This window comes from Paenibacillus sp. HB172176 (genome assembly GCF_011947265.1).
Taxonomy (GTDB): domain Bacteria; phylum Bacillota; class Bacilli; order Paenibacillales; family Paenibacillaceae; genus Pristimantibacillus.
Window position 1 is genome coordinate 213,187 of record NZ_JAATHD010000006.1, and the last position, 21,322, is coordinate 234,508.

At 53.6% G+C, this 21,322-nt stretch carries 17 protein-coding genes; all 17 read left to right on the top strand.

Translation table 11 applies throughout. The annotated features are described in order from the left end of the window. Positions 1–8: 8 nt before the first annotated feature. The 17 genes from HFP08_RS11175 to HFP08_RS11255 all read left to right on the top strand — a co-directional run bounded on the left by HFP08_RS11175 (position 9) and on the right by HFP08_RS11255 (position 21,270). Complete coding sequence (locus HFP08_RS11175) at positions 9–407, top strand: DUF3397 domain-containing protein (protein WP_168120676.1); 399 nt, start codon at positions 9–11, stop codon at positions 405–407. 186 nt (positions 408–593) lie between these two features. After that, positions 594–2,237, top strand: a complete 1,644-nt coding sequence (bshC, locus tag HFP08_RS11180) for a bacillithiol biosynthesis cysteine-adding enzyme BshC (protein WP_168120677.1) — start codon at positions 594–596, stop codon at positions 2,235–2,237. 53 nt (positions 2,238–2,290) lie between these two features. Continuing rightward, positions 2,291–3,556: an adenosylhomocysteinase gene (locus tag HFP08_RS11185; protein WP_168120678.1), complete on the top strand. Its 1,266-nt coding sequence runs from the start codon at positions 2,291–2,293 to the stop codon at positions 3,554–3,556. Positions 3,557–3,713: 157 nt separating this feature from the next. Next, complete coding sequence (locus HFP08_RS11190; protein ID WP_168120679.1) at positions 3,714–4,859, top strand: DUF4349 domain-containing protein; 1,146 nt, start codon at positions 3,714–3,716, stop codon at positions 4,857–4,859. Between the two features lie 130 nt (positions 4,860–4,989). After that, the gene (mraZ, locus tag HFP08_RS11195) at positions 4,990–5,427 is read left to right on the top strand and encodes a division/cell wall cluster transcriptional repressor MraZ (protein WP_168120680.1); all 438 of its coding nucleotides are present in this window, start codon (positions 4,990–4,992) and stop codon (positions 5,425–5,427) included. Between the two features lie 44 nt (positions 5,428–5,471). After that, positions 5,472–6,422 (top strand): 16S rRNA (cytosine(1402)-N(4))-methyltransferase RsmH, encoded by a 951-nt coding sequence (gene rsmH, locus HFP08_RS11200; protein WP_168120681.1) that lies wholly within the window; start codon positions 5,472–5,474, stop codon positions 6,420–6,422. Between the two features lie 280 nt (positions 6,423–6,702). Beyond that, complete coding sequence (ftsL, locus tag HFP08_RS11205; RefSeq protein ID WP_168120682.1) at positions 6,703–7,104, top strand: cell division protein FtsL; 402 nt, start codon at positions 6,703–6,705, stop codon at positions 7,102–7,104. Positions 7,105–7,115: 11 nt separating this feature from the next. After that, complete coding sequence (locus tag HFP08_RS11210; RefSeq protein ID WP_168120683.1) at positions 7,116–9,401, top strand: PASTA domain-containing penicillin-binding protein; 2,286 nt, start codon at positions 7,116–7,118, stop codon at positions 9,399–9,401. 89 nt (positions 9,402–9,490) lie between these two features. After that, positions 9,491–11,434: a stage V sporulation protein D gene (locus HFP08_RS11215; RefSeq protein WP_168120684.1), complete on the top strand. Its 1,944-nt coding sequence runs from the start codon at positions 9,491–9,493 to the stop codon at positions 11,432–11,434. A gap of 74 nt (positions 11,435–11,508) precedes the next feature. Continuing rightward, the gene (locus tag HFP08_RS11220; RefSeq protein ID WP_168120685.1) at positions 11,509–12,993 is read left to right on the top strand and encodes a UDP-N-acetylmuramoyl-L-alanyl-D-glutamate--2,6-diaminopimelate ligase; all 1,485 of its coding nucleotides are present in this window, start codon (positions 11,509–11,511) and stop codon (positions 12,991–12,993) included. Positions 12,994–12,996: 3 nt separating this feature from the next. Then, positions 12,997–14,418 (top strand): UDP-N-acetylmuramoyl-tripeptide--D-alanyl-D-alanine ligase, encoded by a 1,422-nt coding sequence (locus HFP08_RS11225; RefSeq protein WP_168120686.1) that lies wholly within the window; start codon positions 12,997–12,999, stop codon positions 14,416–14,418. 4 nt (positions 14,419–14,422) lie between these two features. After that, on the top strand, positions 14,423–15,379 hold the full coding sequence (gene mraY, locus HFP08_RS11230) for a phospho-N-acetylmuramoyl-pentapeptide-transferase (RefSeq protein ID WP_168120687.1): 957 nt from the start codon (positions 14,423–14,425) through the stop codon (positions 15,377–15,379). A 103-nt stretch (positions 15,380–15,482) separates the two neighbouring features. Next, entirely contained in the window at positions 15,483–16,925 is a 1,443-nt protein-coding gene (murD, locus tag HFP08_RS11235; protein WP_168120688.1) for a UDP-N-acetylmuramoyl-L-alanine--D-glutamate ligase, read from the top strand. A gap of 46 nt (positions 16,926–16,971) precedes the next feature. Continuing rightward, positions 16,972–18,072 (top strand): stage V sporulation protein E, encoded by a 1,101-nt coding sequence (gene spoVE / locus HFP08_RS11240; RefSeq protein WP_168120689.1) that lies wholly within the window; start codon positions 16,972–16,974, stop codon positions 18,070–18,072. Between the two features lie 161 nt (positions 18,073–18,233). Continuing rightward, complete coding sequence (gene murB, locus HFP08_RS11245) at positions 18,234–19,139, top strand: UDP-N-acetylmuramate dehydrogenase (RefSeq protein WP_168120690.1); 906 nt, start codon at positions 18,234–18,236, stop codon at positions 19,137–19,139. Positions 19,140–19,154: 15 nt separating this feature from the next. After that, entirely contained in the window at positions 19,155–20,426 is a 1,272-nt protein-coding gene (gene murA, locus HFP08_RS11250) for a UDP-N-acetylglucosamine 1-carboxyvinyltransferase (protein ID WP_168120691.1), read from the top strand. A gap of 73 nt (positions 20,427–20,499) precedes the next feature. Next, positions 20,500–21,270, top strand: coding sequence for a cell division protein FtsQ/DivIB (locus HFP08_RS11255; protein WP_168120692.1), 771 nt, complete (start codon positions 20,500–20,502; stop codon positions 21,268–21,270). Positions 21,271–21,322 lie beyond the last annotated feature (52 nt).

Consider the following 21,322-nt stretch of genomic DNA (forward strand, 5'->3'; position numbering starts at 1 on the left):
TTGAAAGGATGAGCGCCATATGGAACGGCTTGCACACTCTCATTGCGATTCTCGCTCTCGTGCCTATATTGCCCTTTGCCATCGTCTTCTTCGGCTATCAGGCCTTTGCGGACGATCGGAAAAACGCTTTTCGCATGGCAATGGATATTTCCACCGCCTTGCTCATTCTATGCGTGGCGGCTCTGTTCAATATGTTGTTCGATAATAACTTCGGCTTATACGGCATATTGCTTGTCATGCTGCTTACGGGCGGCTTGCTCGGAAATGCACAGTTCCGTAAGAGAGGCAATGTGGACGTGAAGCGGATCTTCAAAGCAATCTGGAGGCTTAGCTTTTTTGCCATGAGCGTCCTCTATGTGATTTTCATGATTGTGATGCTGGGCAAAGTCATCTTCACAACAGCATAGAGAATGATGCAAAACCGCTTTTGCGCATAGGCAAAGGCGGTTTTGCTTTGACGTCCCGCAGAATATTCCTGTACAATAACAATGGCATCACTTTACCGAATCAGAGCAAAGCGGTTTTTCAAAAAATCCACTTTTGAACACGATATAGTAAAGTGAAATTGTAACATACAGGAGGTCGATGGCTGCATGATATCGACAGAAACGTATCAACTGAAGAGCGCCCAGCCCTTGACTGAGGCATATACGAACCGCACCGACCCTCGAATTGAAGCCTTATACGGCTATCATGCCGGCAATGAGCAGGATTGGACGAAACGGCTGGACAGCTTGCGAAAGAACGGTTCAACGCGCGCGGACGCATCCTCTCTCGCCGAAGTGCTGAGAGCTTATAATGAGAAGGCCGGCGGTTCCGCGAAAACTATGGAAGGGATCGAGTTGTTAAGCGGCGGAGCTCCCGTTGTAATCGGCGGTCAGCAGGCGAGCTTATGGACAGGGCCTCTCCTCGTTATACATAAAGCCGTGTCCATCCTCGGAGCCGCGAAGTCGGCCGGCCAGCAGCTCGGCACGCCTGTTGTTCCCGTATTCTGGATTGCCGGCGAGGATCATGATTGGGATGAAGCGAACCATGCTTATGTTATTACAGCGGAGCAAGAGCTGAGCAAGCTGACGGCCGAAAGACCCCAAGGTCCAAGAACCTCTGTTTCTCGTTCCCTCGTCTCGGAGGAACAATGGCGGCAGCTGGCCGATGAGCTTGAGCAAGCGCTGCCGCATTCGGAGTTCAAGGGTCCGCTTCTCGAACAAATACGACAATCCAGCGAGCATTGCTCCTCCCTGTCGGAGCTGTTCGCAAAAATGCTGACCATGCTGTTCGGCAATGACGGCCTTGTGCTGCTCGATGCGGACGATCCGCAGCTGAGGAAGCTGGAGGCGCCGATGTTCCAGCAGATGCTGCTTCGCAATGATGAGCTGGAAGAAGCATACGTAAGCGCGGCGCATCATGTGAAGGAGCTTGGCTATGCCCTCCAAGCCGATGTGAACGAAGGCAGCGCGAATCTGTTCCTGTTCAACAAGGATAACGGCGACGAGCGAACGCTTCTTTATAAGCGGGACGGGGGATTCGAAGACCGCAAGGGGAGTGCGAGCTGGAGCAAGGAGGAGCTGCTGCAGATTCTCGAGGAGCATCCCCAGCAGTTCAGCAATAATGTATTGACCAGGCCGATTATGCAGGACTATCTGTTCCCTGTGCTTGCGACGGTGCTGGGTCCCGGCGAGATCGCTTACTGGGCATTGACCGGGGGAGCCTTCCGCGTGCTCGGCATGGAGATGCCGATTATCGTGCCGCGTATGTCCTTCACCTTGATTGAGGGCACCATTGCGAAATATATGACGAAATACGAATTATCCTTTGCCGATGTGATGGAGCGGTTCGAGGAGCGCAAGGAGCAGTGGCTGAAAGAGCAGGATGAGCTTGCCATCGAACAGAAGTTCGGCGAAGTGAAAACGGCGTTCGCGGAAATGTACGAACCGCTGCTGCAGATGGCCTCGAATATTCAGCCTGGCCTCGCCAAGCTTGGCGACACGAACAAGCAGAAGATTTTGGAGCAAATCGGCTTTCTCGAGAGCAAGACGACGGATGCCTTCAACAAGCAATTCGAAGCTTCGATCCGGCAGCTGGAGCGAATTCGTCTTGCGATTCTTCCCGGCGGCAAGCCGCAGGAGCGAATGCTGACGATGGCGGTGTACTGGAATCGCTATGGAGACGCTTGGCTGCAAAAAATAATGGAAGTGCCGTATTGCCGCACCGGCGGCCACGAAATCGTCTTTCTGTAAACTGAAATAATAAGATGGAACACGTACTTAAAGAGCCAAAGGAGACTTAAGGAATGAGTACAGTTGACAAAAGCATCATCACGGATCCGGCGCTGGCGCCGGAGGGACATCTTAAGATTGATTGGGCAAGCGCGCATATGCCTGTCTTGAATACGATTAAAGCGCAATTCGAGAAGGAAAAGCCGTTCACGGGTTTGAAGGTGGCCATTTCGCTGCATCTTGAAGCGAAAACCGCATATTTGGCAAAGGTAGTCCAGGCAGGCGGCGCGGAAGTGACGATCACGGGCAGCAATCCGTTGTCGACGCAGGATGATGTATGCGCGGCTCTGGTGGAGGACGGCATTACCGTCTTCGCGAAATACAATCCGGATGCGGCGGAGTTCAAAGCACTCAACATGAAGGCGCTCGAATGCAAGCCGGATCTGCTGATTGACGACGGCGGCGATCTGGCGACGCTGCTGCATTCGGAATGCAAGAACCTGGCTGTGAATCTGCGCGGCGGCGCGGAAGAAACGACCACGGGAATCATTCGTCTCAAGGCGATGGAGAAGGATGGCACCTTGCAATTCCCGATGGTTGCCGTTAATGACGCCTATTGCAAATATTTGTTCGATAACCGCTATGGCACGGGGCAATCCGTATTCGACGGCATCAATCGGACGACCAATCTGGTCGTGGCAGGGAAGACCGTCGTTGTCGTCGGCTATGGCTGGTGCGGCAAGGGAGTCGCGATGCGGGCGAAAGGGCTTGGCGCGAATGTCATTGTTACGGAGATCGACGCGATTAAGGCGGTTGAAGCGTATATGGACGGATTCGCCGTGATGCCGATGCTGGAGGCGGCTAAGCTCGGCGATATGTTCATTACCGTGACCGGCAACCGCGATGTCATTCGCGGTGAGCATTTCGAAGTGATGAAGGATGGGGCGATTCTGTCCAATGCAGGGCATTTCGACGTTGAAGTGAACAAGGTGGAGCTAGAGGCACAATCGAATGAAAAGCGGACCGTTCGCCGCAATATCGAGCAGTACGCGATGAAGAACGGCCGCAGCATTTATCTGCTGGCGGAGGGACGTCTTGTGAATCTCGCTGCCGGGGATGGTCATCCTGCGGAAATTATGGATATGACCTTCGCGCTGCAGGCGATGTCCTTGAAATATGTGAACGAGCATTATAAGGAAATTGGCAGCAAGGTTGTAAATGTGCCGTACGAGCTCGACGAGCAGGTGGCAAGATTGAAGCTGCAATCGCTGGGCTTTGGCATAGACAGCCTGACAGAAGAGCAAGCCGCTTATCTCGACAGCTGGGCGGAAGGCGAATAGAAGGAGTAAATCCTGCAGGGAGCTGCTGAAGATGCGGCTTCTTTTTTTTGTTCACAATCCTGTAACTTTTCATTCAATCAAGCCGTCAGTAAGGGAGAAGGCGGTAATTATTGACACTTTCGCTTTCAGTCTGACTATTTTGAAAGGGGAGATCGGTATGAAAGGGATAAGGCGTGCAAGCAGAAAAAGAAAAAAAGCTTGGACCGCGTTGTTTGTCGCGGTGATGGCAGCGGCAATGCTCATGACGGGTTGCTCTTCAAGCAATCATAACGATGCCAATTCAGCGACAGGCATAAGCGAAGAACTGCAGTCCATTGCCAATGATGCAGCTCCAGCGGCTGACAGCAAAGCAAGCGCTTCTGGCGAAGCCTCTTCTGCGGATGACAGTTTGGCGAATACGGCGGAAGGCGGAGGATCCGTCATGCCGGCAATCGCAGCAAGCGGAGAAGCCATTCAAGGGAAAATTATTTATACCGCAAACTTGACCATGGCGGTTGAGGAGCTGAAAACGGCTTCGACGACGCTTCGGGATGCCATTCATCAAAGCGGGGGCTATATTTTGCAATTCAATGATTCGAGATATGACGGCGAAATGGGAGCCAACTATACCATTAAAGTTCCTGCAGGGAGTTTCATGTCGTTCATCGATCGGCTGGCGGATATTCCGAACAAGAAATTTGAGCGTGAATTATCCGGCAAGGATGTCAGCGAAGAATATGTTGATCTTGAATCCCGGCTTCATGCGGCGCAGCTTGTGGAGGAGAGATTGCTCAGCATGATGGATAAAGCGACAAGGGCTGACGATCTGCTGGAATTCTCGAATAAGCTTGCTTCCGTGGAAGAGAAGATTGAAGAGATTAAAGGCAGAATGCGTTATCTGGACAATAATGTCGCTTATTCAACGGTAAATCTGCGCATCTATCAGACCAATAAGTCATTGATCGCTGGAACGGATGAGGAAGAAGGCTTTGGCAGCAGGTTGAGAAATGTGCTTGAAGGAAGTACTGACGCGGTCGTGCAAACGATTCAAGTGCTGCTTCTCATCCTTGTAGGCGCCTTGCCCGTGCTGGCGATTGTGGCGATAATCGCGATACCTGTTATGATGACTGTTCGCTCCCGTAATCGAAGCAGAGGGAACGGTTCGGCATCACGAAGACGATTGGAACCGGCGAAATGGGGAGAAATCGTCAAAGACCCGAAAGTAAACGATGAGGCAGGCATGAAGGAAACGGCTCCGATGGAAGCCGATCAGGCAACAAGCGGGCAGGTTGATCGAGAAGATGCGCCGCAAAAGAAAGATTAACTGGATAAAATAAAAAAAATTAAATCCTGCTCATGGAGCAGGATTTTTTGTTTAGGTGGCGAAATACTGTATCTAAGTGGGGAATAGTGGGGCAAAGTGGAGCGTTTGGGGGGAGAGGTGGAGCGAAATCATGTTTATGGGTGAATATCAACATAGCATCGATGAGAAGGGACGCATTATTATTCCCTCGAAATTTCGTGAAGCGCTCGGTTCCATCTTTGTTGCTACCCGCGGACTAGACAATTGCCTCTTCGTTTATCCCATGAACGAGTGGAGCATTATGGAGCAGAAGCTGAAGAGTTTGCCGCTGATGAAGTCTGACGCGCGCGCCTTCACCCGGTTTTTTTTCTCCGGGGCGACAGAATGCGAGCTGGACAAGCAGGGAAGGGTGAATATCCCTTCGCATCTTCGCGATTACGCCAAGCTGGACAAGGATTGCATGGTACTCGGCGTCTCAGGCAGGGTTGAGATTTGGAGCAAGAAAATTTGGGAAGGCTATTATGAGCAGTCCGAGCAAGCGTTCAATGACATCGCGGAGAAGCTGGTTGATTTCGACTTTAATTTTTAATTTCCAATTGACTTCCAAAACAACAAGAAGGGGTGGACTTTAGCGTGTTTCAGCACAAAACAGTACTGCTCGAAGAAGCGGTTGACGGTCTAGCCATCAAGCCAAGCGGCATTTATGTCGACTGCACGCTGGGAGGCGCGGGTCACAGCGAATTCATTGTTTCCCGTCTGGGAGACGGCGGAAGATTGATCGCATTCGATCAGGATGATTGGGCGCTGAACAATGCCCGCGAGAGACTGGCCCCGTATATGGATAAAGTAACTTTGGTAAGGAGCAATTTTCGGTATTTGGAGCAAGAGCTCCTCGGCTGTGACGTGCCTATTCAGGATGGAAGGCCGCAAGTGGACGGCATTCTGTTCGATCTTGGCGTTTCCTCCCCGCAGCTTGACGAAGCGGAGCGCGGCTTCAGCTACAATCACGACGCGCCGCTGGATATGCGAATGGATCAGGAAAGCGATTTGACGGCGCATGAAATCGTCAATGACTGGGAAGAACGGGACATCGCGCGAATTCTGGATCGCTATGGCGAGGAGAAATTCGCCAGATCGATTGCGCGAAGCATTGTGAAACTGCGTACGAACGCGCCCGTCGAGAAGACGGGGGAATTGGCGGAAATCATTAAAAACGCTATCCCGGCAGCAACAAGACGAACCGGAGGACATCCGGCGAAACGTTCATTCCAAGCGCTGCGCATTGCGGTGAACGACGAGCTTGGCGCCGAGGAGGAAGCGCTGGAGCAAGCGATAGCATGCCTGGCTCCCGGGGGAAGGGTGTCGGTCATCACCTTCCATTCCCTTGAGGATCGGATCTGCAAGCAATTGTTCGCTAAGAATGTGGAGAAATGCACCTGTCCGCCGGACTTTCCATTATGCGTCTGCGGGAAGAAGGGCATCGTTAAGCTGGTTAATCGAAAGCCGATTGTGCCAGGCGAGGAAGAGCTCGAGCTCAATCCGCGCGCCAGATCCGCAAAGCTGAGAATTGCAGAGAAGCTTTAAAAATAATAAATGTGAGTTTAAAAGTCCGGTTTTCAGCACAATAGCTTATGCTTACGAAGTTGCGTTTTTCAAAACGCTTCAGAAGATTGAAAGAAGCTAGAAACTGAGTAGCTAAAACGTTTCGTAAGAAACGTACTTCGAAAGCATCCGCTTGTAGTGGATACTACGTGAGCAACGGAAGTTTCGGCTGAATTCAATATTCGATGTCGAATAAACTTCCTGGTATACATCGTGATCAAAAGCGGACTTTTAAACAACCTTATAAGAGGGGGATTTTGAATTGGCGTATATCAATGGCAACCTTGCGCTCCAGCCTAAGCGCAAGCCGCAGGAGCAAGTAACGGTTCGCGAGACGAAACGACTCGTGCGCAAGCGCAAATCTTTGCCTGTGCAGGAGAAGCTGCTTTATTTGTTCACTGTGTTAATGTGCGTTATTGTTGCAGGCGTTATTATTTTTCGATATGCGCAAATCTATGATATGAATCTTCAAATCAAAAAGATGAATACCGAATACGGGACGATGAATGTCGAAATCGAAGATTTGAAGCGTCAAGTGCAGCAGCTCAGCGATCCGGAGCGAATTCGCCAAATGGCGGAGACGCAAGGCATGGTGAGCAGTCTGGATAATGGCATTACGATTCGCAAAGACGATAATGAAACCAAAACCGCAATGGGCAATTAAGGTGATGAATCATGACAAAGAGAATGAGATTGAGAACATTGTTGTTTGGAGGGATCATAACCCTCCTTTTTCTTATTTTAATCAGCAGAATCTATTATTTCCAAGTGCTTGGCGGCGGCAATTACTATGAGATGGCGAAGCAGCGCTGGTCGACCTCCGATGTGCTGACCGCGAAGCGGGGATCGATTCTGGACAGGGACGGCAACGTGCTTGCGATGGATACGATTGCCTATAATATATCCGTTAATCCCAAGGTCATTCATGCGGAAGGCATTGAAGATATGGTCGTCGAAGGGTTGTACAGTATTCTGGGCGGCAAGGAGTCGGATATTCGCGAGGTTGTGACAGCAGCCAATAAAAGCGGCGAATATTATATGCAACGCGAGCTGAGGAAGAGCGGCTGGGAGATCGAGAAGGCGAAGGCAGACGAGATCAAGCAACTGAAGGATCAAATAAAGGCGTATCTACGGGATAAGGATGTGGGTACGGATGACGGCATCATTATTGTCGAAACGCAGAAAAGATATTATCCGAGCGGATTGGCCTCCCAACTGGTCGGCTATGTAAGTCTGGATCAAGAGAATATGTCCGGCGTGGAAGCCTTCTATAACGATAAGCTGTCCGGAGAGGACGGCTATATCCGTTACGAGAAGGACGGCCAGCAGGTGCAGCTTGCCAAAGGCGATGTCGATTACAAGCCGGCAGAGAACGGCGATGATGTCAAGCTTACGATTGACAGCGAAATTCAGAATATCGTGGAAGAGGCGCTGCGCGACGTGATGAACAAGTATCATCCGAAAAGCGCGACCGCCATAGCGGCAGATCCCAATACGATGGAAATATTGGCGATGGCCAACATGCCCGACTTCGATCCGAATGCTTACTGGAAGAGCGACTATTCCAGCTATTATAATCATGCGATCTATTCGCTCTATGAGCCCGGTTCCACGTTCAAAATCGCCACTTTGGCGGCAGCGGTCGATCAAGGCTTATTCGATCCGAACGAATTGTACAAGTCCGGCAGCATCAAGGTGCCGGGCGACCCGAAGCCGATCAGTGATTATAATAACGGCAAGGGCTGGGGAACCATTTCGTTTCTTGACGGACTGAAGCGCTCCAGTAATGTGGCGTTTGTCAAGCTGGGCTACGAGAAGCTCGGCAAGGATAAATTATTCGATTATTTCAACCGATTCGGCTTTGGTCAGAAGACAGGGATCGATCTGGGGAATGAGCCGACAGGGACGATTCACGTGCAATATAATCGGGATATTGCGGCGACAACCTTCGGTCAAGGCGTATTGGTGACGCCGATTCAGCAGGTGGCGGCCGTTGCGGCTGTAGCCAATGGCGGAAAGCTGTACAAACCGCTCATTGTGAAGTCCATCACAGACCCGACAACGAAAACGACAACGGTCGTGGAGCCGCAGCTTGTCAGGCAGGTCATCTCCGAATCCGCATCGAAGCAAGTGAGCCTCTATTTGGAGCAGGTTGTTTCCGATCAGGAAATCGGTTCCGGCAGAAACGCCTATGTGGAAGGTTATCGTGTCGCAGGTAAGACGGGTACGGCGCAAAAGGTTATTAACGGCGTCTATTCCCCAGACAAGTTCTTCGTTTCCTTTATCGGTTACGCGCCGGTAGACAATCCCAAAATCGTCATCTATATCGCGATCGATGAACCCGACGATCCGGACGCTGGCGGTGGATCGGCCGCAGCCCCGGTATTCAAGGAAATCGTGCTGAAGAGTCTGAGGAAGATGGGAGTAGCTCCCAACTATCCCATCGATGATTCCTCCGAGAACAAAGAGGTTTCCGTTGAAGTGCCGAAGGCGACTGAGGTCAGCGTAGCTCAAGCGAGAGGCATTATGAAGAACGCGACTTTGAATGTGGAGGTTGTCGGCAAAGGCGATACGGTTCTGCAGCAAGTTCCGGAAGCCGGCTCCAAGGTTCATCCAACCCAGAAGATCTATCTGATTACAGAGAAGCAGGAGCAGCTTGATGTGCCGGATTTGACTGGGCTTTCGCTGAGAGACGCATTGGAGCTCACAGCTCTGACCGGTGCAAGGCTTGTTCCGGAAGGGACGGGCTATGTTACCTCGCAAACCGAGGAAATGGTGAATAACGAACGAATCGTCAAGGTAACCTTGTCGCCTCCGGCGGGCTCGGACCAGGCTGTTGAGCAAGAGGGGGCCGCTGATGCGAACTCCGATTCAGAGGAAGGCTCAAGCCCCGATAACGGCGACTCGGAGTCGGAAGCCGGCGCTGGTTCAAGCGGCGATCAAGCCTTGACGAAGCAATAGCTTGTTCTATATACCCCTTGTCCCGAATAGGCTGGGAATGAGCGTCAGCGTACGCTCCTTGCCAAGCTGTTGTTCGGAGGGGGATGAAGATGAAGGTATCGAACGTAACCGTCAGACGGCGGTTATTCATCATTCTGTTGCTAGCCGGTGTAGCGTTCGTATCGCTGGCGTTCAGACTTGCGTATGTTCAGTTGTGGAAGGGCGCCGAGCTTGCGGAGAAAGCGGAGAATTCATGGCGAAGAGATATTCCTTATGCCGCCATGCGGGGCGAAATATTGGACCGGAACGGCGTGGCGCTGGCCTATAATGTCAGTTCCCCCACGGTATGGGTCATTCCCGTGCAGGTGAAGGATCAGGAGGGCACGGCAGCGGCGCTTACCGGCCTTCTTGACATGACGAAGGAAAAGCTGCTGGAGAAAATCAAAACGAAGAAAATGATTGTTCAGCTTGGACCGGGAGGGCGAAAGGTTACGCCGGAGAAGGCCGAGGAGATTCGAAAGCTGAACCTGCCCGGCATTGTTGTCGCGGCGGACAATAAACGGTACTATCCGTATGGCGATCTCGCGGCTCATTTGCTCGGATTCACGGGTATCGACAATCAGGGGCTTACCGGAGTAGAAGCGGCTTACGACGACAAGCTAAGCGGCATCGGCGGCAACGTATCCTTCTTATCCGATGCGAGAGGGAATCTGATGCCGAATTCGACGGATACCTATGACGCCCCGAAAGAAGGACTTTCCGTCGAATTAACAATAGACAAGGATATTCAGACGGTAATGGAGCGAGAGCTTGATCAGGCGATGACCTCGCTGCAGGCGGATAGCGCGATCGCGATCGCAATGGACCCGAATACAGGCGAAATTCTAGGCATGGCGAGCCGCCCTACCTATGATCCGGCCAATTTCCGTGATGTGCCATCCGAGGTCTATAACCGCAATCTCCCGATCTGGATGACCTATGAGCCGGGATCCACCTTCAAAATTATTACGCTTGCCGCAGCGCTCGAGGAGAATAAGGTGGATCTGAAGAATGAAATGTTCTTTGATCCGGGCTCGATCGAGATAGGCGGCGCGAAGCTGCGCTGCTGGAAGAAGGGCGGCCACGGCAGCCAGACGTTTCTGCAGGTTGTGGAGAATTCCTGCAACCCGGGCTTTGTGACGCTTGGCAATCGCCTTGGCAAAGAGACCTTGTTTCAATACATTAAGGATTTCGGCTTCGGCAAGAAAACCGGCATTGATATTGGAGGAGAAGAGAACGGCATTCTGTTCAAGCTGAGTCAGGTCGGTCCGGTCGAGCTGGCGACGACGGCGTTCGGTCAAGGGGTATCCGTTACCCCCATTCAGCAGATTACAGCCGTCTCTGCGGCGGTAAATGGCGGCACGCTTTATAAGCCTCATGTCACGAAATCGCTCATTAATCCGGAGACGGGAGAAACGGTACAGACGATCGAGCCCGAAGCGGTGCGCAAGGTTATCTCGGACGACACCTCGAAGGAAGTGCGCGAAGCGCTTGAAAGCGTCGTGGCGCAAGGCACCGGACGCAACGCGTTCATCGACGGCTATCGCGTGGGCGGCAAGACGGGGACGGCGCAGAAGGTTATCAACGGGCGATATTCGCCGAACGAGCATATCGTTTCCTTCGTCGGCTTCGCTCCTGCCGACGATCCGAAGATTGTTGTATACGTTGCGGTAGACAATCCGCAAGGCATCCAATTCGGCGGCGTTGTGGCCGCGCCGATCGTGCATAATATTTTGCAAGACGCATTGACCATTCTGGGCATTCCGCCTCGGCAGAATCAGATCGACAGGCTGTACAAATACGGTGAAACGCCGATCGTTACCGTTCCAAACCTGATTGGCAAGACGGTCTCCGATCTCTACGAGGATCTCAATATGAACTTCAATCTAACCTCCGCCGGCTCCGGCCAATACGTGATCAGACAAGCGCCTGCGGCCGGAACTCGCGTGGACCGGGGTTCGACAATACGCATCTACCTTGGGGACGAGGACGACATTTCCAGCCCGGGAAGTTGAGCATGGGCATTAACGCGATTGCTCTGGGCGGCATATAGTATTCCGTCAGAGTCATCGAGGGAGGCTTGATGGGAATGCGTCTACAGGAACTGAAGGAATTGCTAATTACGGCCCGGCTTGAAGGGGACGGCGAGACGGAGTTTGCCGGCATCGAGAAGGATTCGAGAGCGGTGAAGCCGGGTCAGTTGTTCATCTGCGTGCGCGGACTTACCGTCGACGGGCATGAATTCGCAGGTCAGGCAGTAGCGCAGGGCGCTGCGGCTCTGGTAGTCGAGCGCAGACTTCCGCTGCATGTGCCGCAGCTCATCGTGAAGGACAGCAGACTGGCCACGGCGGTAATCGCGGATTATGTCTACGCGCATCCAAGCGAGGATTTGAAGCTGATCGGCGTAACGGGGACGAACGGGAAGACGACAACGACTTATCTGATCGAGCAAATTTTTCTGAAACAGGATATTTCGGCGGGCGTGATTGGCACGATTGAACGGAGATTCGGCGGGAGATCCTTCCCTATGAGCGGAACAACGCCCGATGCGCATGAACTGCAGCGTTATCTGGGCGAGATGCGTGATGAAGGGACGGAGATATGCGCCATGGAGGTATCCTCGCATGCGCTGGAGCAAGGCCGTGTGAAGGGCTGCCGCTTCCGGACGGCGATCTTCACCAATCTCACGCAGGATCATCTGGATTATCACGGGACGATGGAGCAATATGAGAGCGCGAAAGGGTTATTCTTCTCCCGACTTGGCAATGCTTATTCACAACCCAATGAGCAGCGCTCCTTCGCCGTGCTGAACGCGGATGATCCGGCTTCGGCCCGCTTCGGAATGTTGACCTCGGCTGAGGTTGTTACTTACGGCGTGGAGCAGGAGGCGGATGTGCGCGCTTCGCAGATTCATGTCAAGGCGAAGGGAACCTCGTTTCATGTTGACACATTTCGCGGGAGCGCAGACATTAATCTGCTGCTAAGAGGCAAATTCAATGTGTACAATGCCTTGGCGGCGATAACGGCTGCCTTGATTGAAGACATTCCGCTCTATGCCGTCAAGGAGGCGCTCGAGAGCGTAAGAGGCGTTCCGGGACGCGTAGAGAGTGTGGATGCCGGGCAAAATTACGCTGTCGTCGTCGATTACGCGCATACGCCGGACGGTCTGGAGAATGTACTCAAAGCGGTCCGTGAGTTCGCGGAAGAGCGACTCATCTGCGTATTCGGCTGCGGTGGAGACCGCGACCGGACGAAGCGGCCGCTCATGGGCAAAATTGCAGCGTCTTACGCCGATTATGTCATAGTAACCTCCGATAATCCGCGCACGGAGAATCCGGTACGGATTATCGCGGATGTTGAGGGCGGCCTGAAGGAAGCTGCTGTTCCCGGTCATTGTTATTCCGTCGTGCCCGACAGGAAAGCCGCAATTGAAAAAGCGGTTGAAATGGCAAGCCAAGGCGATGTAGTATTGATTGCGGGGAAAGGTCATGAAACCTATCAGCTCATCGGAGGAAGAAGCTACCCCTTCGATGACCGAATAGTAGCCAAAGAGGCCATAATAAGGAGATTATAATCTGTGATAACACGTACAGTAAGTCAAATCGCGTCCATGTGCGGCGCATATCGAAAAGGCGGAAACGGCGAGCTGACGGTCAGCGGTGTTATGACCGATACGCGTGCCGCGGGGTCTGGACAATTGTTCGTTCCCCTTGCAGGGGAGAGATTCGACGGGCATGATTATGCGCTTCAAGCAGTCAGCAGCGGAGCGAAAGCCATGCTGTGGCAGAAGGGCAGGGAAGTTCCCGCTGAGCTGACCCGGATGGATATGCCGCTTCTCATGGTGAAGGACACGCTCGAAGCGCTGCAGCAGCTTGCCTCCGCTTATCGCAGCGAGCTGCCCGTTCGCGTCATCGGCATTACCGGCAGCAACGGCAAGACAACGACCAAGGATATGACGGCCGCGCTGCTGTCCGCTTCCTATCGCGTGCTCAAGACGGAAGGCAATCTCAACAATCAAATCGGGCTTCCGCTCACGTTGTTGAAGATGGATGAGGATACCGAGGTTGCCGTGCTGGAGATGGGCATGAGCGGCTTCGGCGAGATCGAGCTGTTGACGAAGCTGGCGCATCCGGACGCCGCGATCATTACGAACATCGGGGACGCGCATATGCTGCAATTGGGCTCGCGCGAAGGCATCGCGAAGGCGAAGCTTGAGATTGCGCTCGGCCTCGGCGACGAAGGTCTGCTGCTCTATCACGGAGACGAACCGCTGCTTCGGGAAGGCTTGTCGCGCATGGCCTTGTCGGCAGGGATTCAGCTCAAAACCTTCGGCCTCGGTTCCGGGAATGAATGGTCGCCGGATCGCATCGCGCTTGACCCGTTCGGCAGTTCCTTCGCCGCATTGAATAACAGAAAGAGCAGCAGCGTCGGCATGGTTCATATTCCCGTCCCGGGCAAGCATAATATCAGCAATGCGCTGGCAGCTGTCGCGGTTGCGCGCTACTTCGGCGTACCGGGCGAAAGCATGGCAGAAAGCTTCAAAAGCCTTAAATTGACAGGCATGCGCATCGAACCGTCGAGGGCTTATAATGAAGCGATCATACTTAATGATTCCTATAATGCAAATCCGACTGCGACCAGAGCGGCCATTGATCTGGTTGCGGGACTGCAGGACATAGCCAGGCGCTGGATTGTGATTGGCGATATGCTGGAGCTTGGACCGGACGAGATTGCCATGCATCGGGAAATTGGCGCCTACTTGTCGGATGACAAGGCGGAAGGGCTGCTGACTTACGGTCCTTTGTCCGCGCATATCGCGACTGCTGCCAACGACAGTATGCCAAGAGCCGCGCAAGCGGGCAGAATCCGGCATTTCGAGGATCAGCTTGAGCTTGCGGCTTGGCTGAGGTCCGAATTGACGGCAGAGGATCTCGTGCTGGTCAAGGGCTCGCGAGGGATGCGCATGGAACAGGTTGTCCAAGCTTTGGAGAAGAGGTGAGGATATGGACATGGCGGTCATCTTATTTTCAATCGGAACATCCTTCCTGCTTGCTGTACTGCTGGGACCATTGTGCATTCCGTTGCTGCGGCGATTGAAGTTCGGCCAACAGATTCGCGAGGAAGGTCCGCAGAGTCATCTCAAGAAGAGCGGTACGCCGACAATGGGCGGCATCATTATTATGATTGCGCTTATGGTCGCATTCTTGCGATTCTCCGACAAGTCCCAAGAATTCTGGGTGCTGCTGACCGCTTCGCTTGGCTTCGGCCTGGTCGGGTTTCTCGATGATTACATCAAAATTGTTTTCAAGCGCTCGCTCGGCTTGACGGCGAGACAGAAGCTGCTCGGTCAGCTGTTATTCTCCGTTATCGTATGCGCGCTTCTGTACCATATGCATCACAGCACGGAATTGCTCGTGCCGGGGACGCACATCGGCTTTGATCTAGGCTGGTTCTATTATCCGTTCGTGGTCATCATCATGTTCGCCGCCAGCAACTCGGTCAATTTCACGGACGGTCTGGATGGATTGCTGGCTGGCACAAGCGCTATCGCCTTTGGCGCTTTCACCGTCGTCGCGCTGCAGCTTTCCTCGAATGAGTCCGCGGTATTCTCGGCGGCGATGGTCGGAGCGGTGCTGGGATTTCTCGTATATAACGCCCATCCGGCGAAGGTGTTCATGGGCGATATGGGCTCGCTCGGTATCGGCGGCGGCATTGCCGCTGTGGCCATTCTGACGAAGACGGAATTGCTGCTCGTCATTATTGGCGGCGTGTTCGTGCTCGAGATGCTGTCGGTTATTCTTCAGGTGGGTTCGTTCAAGCTGAGAGGCAAGCGGATCTTCAAGATGAGTCCGATTCATCATCATTTCGAGCTAATCGGCTGGTCCGAATGGAAGGTTGTGACCGTATTCTGGTCGGTCGGCCTCGTGCTCGCCGTTATAGGGCTGCTGTTCGTCATCTAGCTCGGCTGAATGCAAAATTCGATGTCGATAAGCTTCTTGCTATACATCGTGATCAAAAGTGGACTTTTTGAACTACCTATACGGAAGGGAATGTCATCTCATTATGAATCATCCAAGCACCTACCAAGGCAAGCGAGTTGTTGTATTGGGGCTTGCGAGAAGCGGTGTCAGCGTCGCCAAGCTGTTCCACAAGCTGGGCGCGAACGTCATTGTTAATGATCAGAAAAATCGCGAAGCCTGCCCCGAAGCCCAAGAACTCGAAGCTTTGGGCATTTCTGTGTTATGCGGCGGGCATCCCTCCGATCTGGTCGACGAACGCACGGCATTGCTTGTCAAAAATCCGGGTATCCCTTATTCGGCGTCTCCGGTGCAGCAGGCGCTGCGGCTGGGCGTTGAGGTCGCGACCGAGGTTGAGGCCGCCTACCATCTGTCTCCCGCGCCCATAATCGGGATTACCGGCTCGAACGGAAAAACAACCACGACTACCTTGCTTGGCGCGCTGCTGGAAGCCGCTGGCAAAAATCCAATCGTTGCCGGCAATATCGGCTTGCCGCTGTGCGAGGCTGTTCAAGGCGCGACAGCGGACAATTGGATCGTGGCCGAGCTTAGCTCCTTTCAGTTAAAGGGAACCTCTCGCTTTCATCCGCGAATAGCCTTGCTGCTGAATTTGGCTGAAACGCATTTGGACTATCACGGAGGCATGGAGGATTACGTCGCCTCCAAGGCCAAGCTGTTCGCGAATCAGAGCGAGGAAGATACGGCCGTGCTGAATTGGGATGATGGTGCTTGTCGTCAAATTGCCGCCGGACTTAAGGCGCGGCAGCTTCCCTTCTCGATCTTCGAGCGGCTCGAGGAGGGCGTGTTCATCGATCCGCCATACGAGAGAGACGCTGGCGACAGCGCGGAGTTGCCCGAGCGGAGCATCGTTTGCCGATTGGCGGCCGAAGGCTCCGGGCAGGTTGTCCAGCATACGATCATGCCGGTGGAAGAGCTTGGTTTGCGAGGACGCCATAATGCGGCCAACGCTCTTGCGGCGATTGCGGCGTATGCGGCTGCCGGGGCGCCGCTGGAGGCGCTTAGAGCGCCGCTGTCCGACTTCAGGGGCGTCGAGCATCGGCTGGAACTGGTAACGGTCAAGGACGGCGTAACCTATTACAATGATTCGAAGGCAACGAACCCGACCGCGACCGCGATGTCGGTCAGATCGTTGAAGGCGCCGATTATTCTGATCGCCGGAGGGCTGGACCGGGGCTCCGACTATATGGAGCTGCTGCCGGTGTTCGGCGCTCTGAAGGGGCTTGTGACGCTCGGAGAGACCAGCGGGAAGCTGGAGAGGGTCGCGAGGCAGGCAGGTTTAACGAAGGTCGAAAGCGTGAAACCTGAGAAGGACGCCGAAAGCACGCTGCGGCAGGCTGTACGTCAGGCCGCGGCGCTTGCCGGGGAAGGCGATATTGTGCTGTTGTCGCCCGCCTGCGCAAGCTGGGACATGTTTGCTTCGTTCGAGCAAAGAGGGAGCATGTTTAAGCAATCGGCGCATACCTTGTAAGTAGGGGGCCTGTCCCTACTTTCCCATGCTAAGAGGTGTGTACGCTATGGCAAAAGCGCGGTCTGCCCCGGATGTTTGGCTGCTTGCCGCTATCGGGTTGATTCTGACGATCGGACTCATTATGGTGTACAGCGCGAGCGCTGTGCTTGCTTTTCATGAATTCGGAGATCGCTTCTATTACGTGAAGCGGCAGCTGTTATTTGCCGTACTAGGCGCAGGTGCGTTACTATTTACAATGAACACGCATTATTTGATATGGAAGAAATGGGCTGGGGTAGCTCTTATCGTCTGCTTCGGCTTGCTGCTGCTCGTGCTTATTCCCGGGATCGGCGTTGTGCGCGGAGGAGCGAGGAGCTGGCTTGGCATCTCGTCCTTCGGCATCCAGCCGTCTGAATTCATGAAGCTGGCGATGATTCTGTTCCTGTCGAAGTGGCTGTCCGAGAAGCAGCAGACGATTACGCTGTTCGCGAGGGGCCTGATGCCTCCGCTTGGTCTGGTTTTTCTTGCCTTCGGTCTCATTATGCTGCAGCCCGATCTGGGCACGGGAGCCGTTATGGTCGGCGCCTCCCTGATGCTGATCTATACGGCGGGAGCGCGCATGGCGCATCTTGGGGGATTGGCAATGCTGGGCGTGCTTGGGCTCGTCGGGCTCATTCTGGCGGCGCCTTACAGACTTGCGAGAATAACGAACTTCCTCGACCCTTGGTCCGATCCGCTCGGCGGAGGCTATCAGATTATCCAATCGCTGTTCGCCATTGGTCCGGGAGGCCTTGTTGGTCTGGGACTCGGGATGAGCAGGCAGAAATTCAGCTATTTGCCGGAGCCTCAGACGGATTTCATCTTCTCTATTATTGCAGAGGAGCTGGGTTTCATAGGCGGAGCCGCGATTATCTTCTTGTTCCTGATCGTGGTCTGGAGAGGCATTCGCGCGGCGATTGCCGCGCCGGACACCTTCGGCAGTCTGCTTGCCATAGGCATCACATCCATAATCGGCGTGCAGGTTCTTATTAATATCGGCGTCGTCATCGGCATGATGCCCGTTACCGGCATTACGCTGCCGCTCGTCAGCTACGGCGGTTCATCGCTTACGCTTCTGCTGACAGCGCTGGGAATTCTGCTTAATATATCAAGATATTCACGATCGTAGACGTCTTGCGGCTGAAAACCAAAGGTCAATAGGCGATTGTCACATAACGATTCTCATAGGCATAAGATACCTTATATTCGCGACCGACGCCTGCGGCGCGAGACGATCACAGGATTACGTCAGGCAACACTCTGAACGGAGCATTGAAGGAGGCTATCACAGTGGAAGCATTCATAGCGGAGCTTAAGCAATCCGGCACAGCCGAATATTTACCGGGCGAGCCGCTCTCGAAACATACAACCTGGAAGATCGGCGGACCTGCCGATTTGTTAATCCTTCCGCGAAACAGAGCAGAGCTGATCGCGACTGTCAAACTGCTGCATAAGCATGGCCTTGGCTGGAACAATCTCGGCAGAGGCTCGAATATGCTGGTCAGCGACAAGGGCATTCGCGGCGTTGTGATCAAGCCGTCAGGAGATCTCGATTACGTGCGTTTCGAAGGAACGACCGCCATTGCCGGCGCATCGTACTCCTTCATTAAGCTGTCGGTCATGGCGGGCAGGGAAGGACTGACCGGACTCGAATTCGCGGGGGGAATTCCGGGCACGGTCGGCGGAGCTGTCTATATGAACGCAGGAGCGCTGGGATCAGATGTGTCGCGCATTTTCAAATATGCTGACATTGTACTGGAAACAGGCGAATTGGTTCGCTTCGAAAGCGAGGATATGCGATTCTCTTATCGTCATTCCATTCTGCATGAAATCAAAGGGGCCGTTGTCGAAGCCGCCTTCGAGCTGCAAAAAGGAGAACGAATGGAAATCGCCTCCGCAATGGCTTCGAATAAAGAGCGCAGAATTCGTACGCAGCCGCTTCAGCAGCCCAGCGCGGGAAGCGTGTTCCGCAATCCGCCGGATGATTACGCCGCCAGATTGATTCAGGAGGCGGAGCTGAAGGGGTTCTCTATCGGAGGAGCGCAAGTGTCCGAGCAACACGCCAATTTTATTGTCAACACCGGGCAAGCGACAGCAAGAGATGTTCTCGCCCTCATGTCCCACATTCAGAGCACGGTCGAGGAGCGCTTCGGCGTTCGGCTGGTGCCTGAGGTATTGGTGGTGGGCGAGCGGTAACTCGGAGGTGATACATTGGACAAATTGGTGATTGAAGGCGGGAAACCACTATCAGGAACCATCGTGATCCAAGGAGCGAAAAATGCCGCTTTGCCGATATTGGCAGCAAGTTTATTAGGGGATGGCGTATCGAAAATCGAACATGTCCCGCATTTGCTTGATATCGAGGTTATGCTGAACATTTTACGCGAATTAGGATGCCGCGCTGAGCATAAAGAAGATACGGTTGTGCTTGATACGTCAGCCGTGCACACGTCGCATGTTCCTGAGCCGTTAATGAAACTGATGAGATCGTCTATTTTCCTGATGGGGCCGCTGCTTGCGAGGTTCGGAGAGGCGCAGGTCTATCTGCCCGGAGGCTGCGCGATAGGCGAGCGCAAGATCGATCTTCATCTGCAAGGCCTGAAGGCTCTCGGAGCGGAGATCGAAGAAATTGGCAACCGGATCATCTGTCGAGCGGATAAACTAATCGGCGCGGATATTCATCTTGGCTTTCCCAGCGTGGGGGCGACGGAGAATATTATGATGGCCGCCGTGCTTGCCGATGGCAGAACGACGATCAGCAATGCGGCAAGAGAGCCGGAAATAACAGATTTGCAGCATTACCTGGTTCGCATGGGCGCCAAAATCATGGGAGCGGGAACGGATACGATTACGATCGAAGGCGTGAATCGTCTGACTCCTTGCCGCTATGAGGTTATTCCGGACCGCATTGTGACCGGAACCGTCATGGTGGCGGCAGCGGCGACCCGAGGCTCGGTCGTGCTTCAACGCACGCAGCCTGCGCATCTAACCTCGCTCATTCACGTCATGCGCCGCTCTGGTGTTCAAATTATCGTAGACGATGATATAATAAGGGTTGACGGTCTTGTCAGGCCGCGTGCAATTGAGAGAATCGTAACAGCGCCCTACCCGGCTTTTCCTACCGATCTGCAATCTCAAATTATGGTGCTGCTGGCGCTTGCCGACGGTGTAAGCATTATGAAGGAGACGATTTTCGAGGGACGACTCAAGCATGTTGACGAATTGTCGAGGATGGGCGCGGATATTCGCGTCGATCTGAACGCGGCTTTCATCAGAGGCGTTCCGAGATTGTACGGCGCCACGGTGGAGGCAACGGATTTGCGGGCTGGCGCGGCCTTGGTCATCGCAGGGCTGGCTGCTCAAGGCAGAACGATTGTCGAGCAGGTTCATCATATCGACCGGGGTTATGAGAAGATTGAGGTCATGCTTGCCAAACTTGGCGCGACGATCTCCAGATCCTTGCCCGTGCCTAATAATAGTTGAAGACAGGAATGACCGGCTTCCTTCAAGCGCTTTGGCGGGGGAGCCGGTGTTTCAGCGAAAAGAGGGACAAGTTATGAGCGTGCAGATGCCTGTGCTGAAGGAGCCGGAGCGCAAGCGCAGAGGCAATAAGAAGCTTCTGGCAATCGTTATTTTATTGTTTATGGCGCTTCTGGCCGTTTTATTCTTCAATTCTTCCATCAGCAAAATTTCGGAGATTCAAATATCAGGTTTGCAGTATACGACGAATGCGGAGGTCGTCGAGGCGGCGGGGATTGAAACGGGAGACGCGTTCTTCCGGGTATCGTCTGCTTCTTTGGCGGAGCGGGTAAGCAAGCTTCCCGAGGTGGAGAAGGTCGATGTGACCAAGTCCTTTCCCGGCGTCATCAAGCTGAAGGTGCAGGAATATCCCGTTGTTGCATTCGAGCTCAGCAGCGAAGGATCTTGGGTCGCGCTTCTGTCCAATGGCACGGAGACCGTGGACGAGGAGAACGGCATCCGACTGGCGGACAAGCCCGTGCTTACCGGCTGGAGCAAGGAGGATCCGGTGAAGAAAGAACTGACGGCCAAGCTGGCCGCGATTCCCTCCAAGCAATTGTCGGATTTGTCGGAGATCATGCCTGATCCATCCACGGCGTATCCGGATCGCATCCGTATGTATACCAGAACGAAATTCGAAGTGATTACGGCCGTTTCGGTGCTGACCGAGAAGATTGAGGCGTTGAACGCGGTCATTGAGACGCAGGAGCCGGGCAAGATAACGATGCTCCTCGCCGACACGTATGTGCCTTTCGATCAGGAGGATTCTGGTAATAGCCAGAATGGGCAAAAAGATACTACTCAATAGCTTGAAAGAATGGTAGAATTTAAGGTGCTTGTTCTTTTGCAAATGTTTCATG